The sequence below is a fragment of the Micromonospora foliorum genome, from assembly GCF_022229015.1.
Classification (GTDB): domain Bacteria; phylum Actinomycetota; class Actinomycetes; order Mycobacteriales; family Micromonosporaceae; genus Micromonospora; species Micromonospora foliorum.
On sequence record NZ_JAKKFF010000519.1, the window covers coordinates 1 to 4,223 of the forward strand.

Sequence of the window (4,223 nt, forward strand, 5' to 3'; positions counted from 1 at the left end):
ACGAGGGCCACCAGCACCGCCACGCCACCGGAGAGCGCCGCACCGACGATCGGGATGAACGCGCCCAGGAAGACCAGCGCGGCCAGCGGGAAGGCGAACGGGATGTCGAAGACGACCAGGAAGATGCCGATGCCGACCGCGTCGATGAAGGCGACCAGCACGGTCGCCCGGACGTAGGCGCCGAGCGTGTGCCAGGAGGCGCGGCCGGCGTCGTCGACCTTCCACCGGGCGGCCACCGGCAGCAGCCGGACCAGGAAGCGCCAGATCCGGTTGCCGTCGCGCAGGAAGAAGAACGTCGCGAAGAGCACCAGCAGCGTGCCGGTCAGCACCTCGGCCAGTGTCGCGGCGGTGCTCAGCGCGCCGCTGGTGAACTTCGACGTGTTGTCGTTGATCCAGGCCTGCGCCTCGTCGATGTAGCGGTCGAGTTGGGTGTCGGAGAGGTGCAGCGGGCCGGTCTTCAGCCAGTTCTGGATCTGCCGGACGCCCTCCGACGACTTCTCGCTCAGCTCCGGTACGCCACGAATGAACTCGTTGACCACCAGCGTCAGCGTGCCGATCACCGCCGCCAGGCCGCCGACCAGCACCACCGCCGTCGCCAGCGAGCGGGGGAACCGAACCCGCAGCAGCCAGCCCACCGCCGGGGCGAGCAGCGCGGAGAGCAGCAGCGCGATGGCCAACGGGATGATCACGATCTTGATCGTGCCGACGATCCGCAGCAGCGCCCAGGCCACCACGCCGATCACGATCAGTCGCCAACACCACGCGGCGGCGATCCGGAGCCCGTGCGGAACGTCGGCGTCGTCCCGACTGGTGGTGGAGCTGTGCAGGTCCACCGGAGCTTCCGCTCCGTAGACCGTGGCGCTCGGCGGCGCGGTCGGCCCCGGCACGGCCGGCGACGCCACCCGGGCGGAGTCCGACGCGTCGTTGAGCGCGTCACTCGACGCGCCCTCGTCGGCGCGCGCCGACTCCTGTCGTGACTGGTAGGCGCGGCGAAGCCGCCCGCGTACCCGCTCGAAGCGGCTCAAGCGCACCTCCTGGCAGAAAACCCGGCCCGCCAACGGCGACAGGTCGGACAGCATACGTCCGTTCCCGACACCGTAGGGCGGTTCCGCCACACAATGCCCCGACCATCTCCGGCGTAACCACCGGCGGGCCACCGTCGGCCACACGGTAGCGTCTGCTGCGTGACCGCCGACAACGATCTCGACGCCGGCCTGCCGATCCGCCTGCTGCACGACCGTGTGCTGGTGCGGATGGAGGGCAGCGAGGGCGAACGCCGCTCCACCGCCGGCATCGTCATTCCGGCGACCGCCGCGGTCGGCAAGCGCCTCGCCTGGGCCACCGCCGTCGGGGTGGGGCCGAACGTCCGCGCCATCGTCTCCGGCGACCGGGTGCTCTTCGACCCGGACGACCGCTCCGAGGTCGAGCTGCACGGCCGCGGCTACGTGCTGCTGCGGGAGCGGGACGTGCACGCCGTGGCCGCCGAGCGGATCGAGAACGACTCGACCGGCCTCTACCTCTGACGCGCCTCCCCCGGCCACCAGGCCCCACCGCGCACCGTTTGCCCAGCCGCACGACGGGAAGCCATCCGGCGACCGTGGCCCTGGGGAGGGACGATGCCGGTATTCGTGAAGAAGCTGTTGACCTGGGGCAGTGTCGCGTTCCTGATCTACTTCATGGCCTTTCGGCCGGACGGCGCCGCGCAGATGTTCCGGGGGATCGGGGCCGCGCTGATCGCGATGTTCCAGGGCCTCGGTGACTTCCTCACCTCGCTGCTGGCCTGAACCGCCAGCCGTCAGCTCACGGCTCAGGTCAGCAGCCGTCAGGGGTGCGTCGGCGGCCAGGGCGACGCCGGGCGCAGGCCGGGCCAGCCGGGCGGGGCGTACCCCACCGGAGCCGGCGCGGGAGTCAGCACCACCGGGATCGGCACCACCGGCTCGTCCGGCGCGTCCACCGGGCGCTCGGTGCCGTCCGGGAAGCGCAGGTGGTAGCGGCTGCCGTCCCAGACGCCCGCCGGGGCCTGCGGGTCCCGACCGACGAAGAACGACCGGTACTCGGTGATCGCGTCCAGCAACTCCCGCTCCTCTCGGGCGGTCCGCTCCTGGTCGGCGGGTTTGCGGTCCAGGCCTCGCAGCGTCCCGTCGCGCAGCAGGGCCAGCCGGGTGGCGGCGGACTGGTAACCCCGCATCGCCCGTACCCCGGCGTCGCCGGCCACCCGCCGTGCCCAACTGCGGGCGGCGTGCCGCCGGCCGAGACTGCTCAGGGCGGCCACCTCGGGCGGGCTGAGCCAGCCGGCGCGTACGTAGTCGGGCAGGACCCGCTCGGTGAGCCGCCCCTCCCAGGCGCGCAACCACAGCGCCAGCCCCACGGTGCCGAAGAAGACCGGCACCATGAGGCCCAGGAAGCCGTACAGCATGATCATGGCCTCGCCGGTGGCCTGGGTCAGCGTGGGCAACAGGTTCCACGTGCCGTGCAGCATCATCGCCAGCAGCAGGCCGGCGATCGGTGCGAGCACCCGGATGCGCCGGTCGGCCGTCCGGGAGGCGATACCCAGCCCCACACCGGTCATCGAGGTGAAAAGGGGATGGGCGAACCCGAACAGCAGGATCCGCAGGATGAAGATCGCGATGACCTGCTGGATGCCGGTGGCCGGGCCGTACCGGTCGGCGCCGGACGCGTACCCCAACCCGCCCAGGTAGAGGATGTTCTCCACCATCGCGAAGCCGACCGCGGCGAGCCCGCAGTAGACCAGGCCGTCGGTGATCCCGGACCACTCGCGGCGGCGGAACACCAGCAGCAGGATCGGGCCCAGCGCCTTGGTCAGCTCCTCGATGAACGGCGCCACCAGCACCCCGGTGAGCGCGGACGGCAGGCCCCAGTCGGCGAAACGGTTGGCGGCGAAGTCGTTCACCGTGAGCGAGGCGGCGGTGGAGACGAACGCTCCCCAGGCGAAGCAGAAGATCAGATACTTCAGCGGCTCGGGTTCGTACCGGTCCAGCCAGAGGAAGCAGGCGACCAGCACCGGCACCGGCAGGATGGCGGCGACCACCCCGATCAGCAGGGCCTGCACACCGAGCGACTGGCCGAGCGTGAAGACCATGAACACCGCGCACGCCGCGATCAACAGCACCACCCCGGCCAGCACCAGGAACCGCCGCCAGCCCAGTCGGCGCAGCGGCATCCGGGGCGTCTCGCCGGCAGGCGGGGCGGCGGGCGCAGGCGGGGCGGCGGGCGACGGCGGCAGTGGTGAACCGGGCGGGGTGTCGGCCATGCGGTCAGCGTAGCCATCCGCCGCCGGCTGGTTCGGCCGCATCGGTAGGCGCTATGCTGCCGGCAGGTCACGAGCGCCAGCGTCAAGCCCCGGCTTGCTGGCCGGCAACCCTCGTCGAGTTCGCGGTGGGGTGCCCCGGGTGATGACCGGGCCCAGCCCGATCGGTGTGCTGGGCAAGCGCGGACCCCGTCCCGATGCCACACCCGGGGTCCCTGACCCCGGAGGTTCCGGCGTGTCCGTCACTCTCGTACCCTCACTGCCCAGCCTGCCCACCGTGCCGTCGGCGACGTCCGCGCCGCTCGACGTCCTCGGCGTGCCCGACGAGACCAACCTGGACTACGCGGCCAGCGCGCCGTGCGCGCGGGCCGCCGCCGACGCCGTGGCCGAGCTGCTGCCCTGGTACGCCAGCGTGCATCGCGGAGCGGGAGCGCTGTCGCGGCGCTGCACCCTCGCGTACGAGCAGGCCCGGCAGACGATCGGTGACTTCTTCGGCGCTCGCGCCGACGATCATGTGATCTTCACCCGCAACACCACTGACGCGCTCAACCTGCTGGCGCGGGCCGTGCCGGCCGGCACCACGGTGGTCACGAACGCCTCCGAGCACCACGCCAACCTGCTGCCCTGGCCGCGCGGGTCGGTACGGCTGCCGGTGCCCGCCGACCCCGACGGGGCGGTACGCGACCTCGCCGCCGCCCTCACCGAGCTGCGCCGGGGCAGCAGCCCGGCGCTGCCGGTGCCGGTCGCGGTGACCGGTGCGAGCAACGTGACAGGTGAGCGGTGGCCGGTCGCCGAGCTGGCGCGGGTGGCCCACCGGCACGGCGCCCGGATCGTGCTCGACGCCGCGCAACTCGCCCCGCACGCCCCGGTCGACCTGCTCACGCTCGACGTCGACTACCTGGCCGTGTCCGGTCACAAGCTGTACGCGCCGTTCGGCGCGGGCGTGCTGATCGGC

At 72.5% G+C, this 4,223-nt stretch carries 5 protein-coding genes and 1 riboswitch; of the genes, 3 read left to right on the forward strand and 2 right to left on the reverse strand.

The window, feature by feature from the left end:
* The coding region (locus PSH25_RS29150; RefSeq protein WP_238662073.1) for an AI-2E family transporter at nucleotides 1–1,079 on the reverse strand (1,079 nt) is incomplete at its 3' end.
* A gap of 105 nt (nucleotides 1,080–1,184) precedes the next feature.
* On the opposite strand from PSH25_RS29150, the gene PSH25_RS29155 reads away from it, so the two are divergent.
* Together PSH25_RS29155 and PSH25_RS29160 are read left to right on the forward strand one after the other, a co-directional pair.
* The gene (locus PSH25_RS29155) at nucleotides 1,185–1,523 is read left to right on the forward strand and encodes a GroES family chaperonin (protein ID WP_030327790.1); all 339 of its coding nucleotides are present in this window, start codon (nucleotides 1,185–1,187) and stop codon (nucleotides 1,521–1,523) included.
* 93 nt (nucleotides 1,524–1,616) lie between these two features.
* On the forward strand, nucleotides 1,617–1,784 hold the full coding sequence (locus tag PSH25_RS29160; RefSeq protein ID WP_167362445.1) for a hypothetical protein: 168 nt from the start codon (nucleotides 1,617–1,619) through the stop codon (nucleotides 1,782–1,784).
* A 38-nt stretch (nucleotides 1,785–1,822) separates the two neighbouring features.
* Here PSH25_RS29160 and PSH25_RS29165 read toward each other — a convergent pair whose 3' ends face one another.
* Entirely contained in the window at nucleotides 1,823–3,313 is a 1,491-nt protein-coding gene (locus tag PSH25_RS29165; protein WP_238662074.1) for a PrsW family intramembrane metalloprotease, read from the reverse strand.
* A gap of 23 nt (nucleotides 3,314–3,336) precedes the next feature.
* Nucleotides 3,337–3,457: riboswitch (SAM riboswitch) on the forward strand.
* A gap of 46 nt (nucleotides 3,458–3,503) precedes the next feature.
* On the opposite strand from PSH25_RS29165, the gene PSH25_RS29170 reads away from it, so the two are divergent.
* Nucleotides 3,504–4,223: aminotransferase class V-fold PLP-dependent enzyme (locus PSH25_RS29170; RefSeq protein ID WP_372492881.1), on the forward strand; the 720-nt coding region annotated here is incomplete at its 3' end.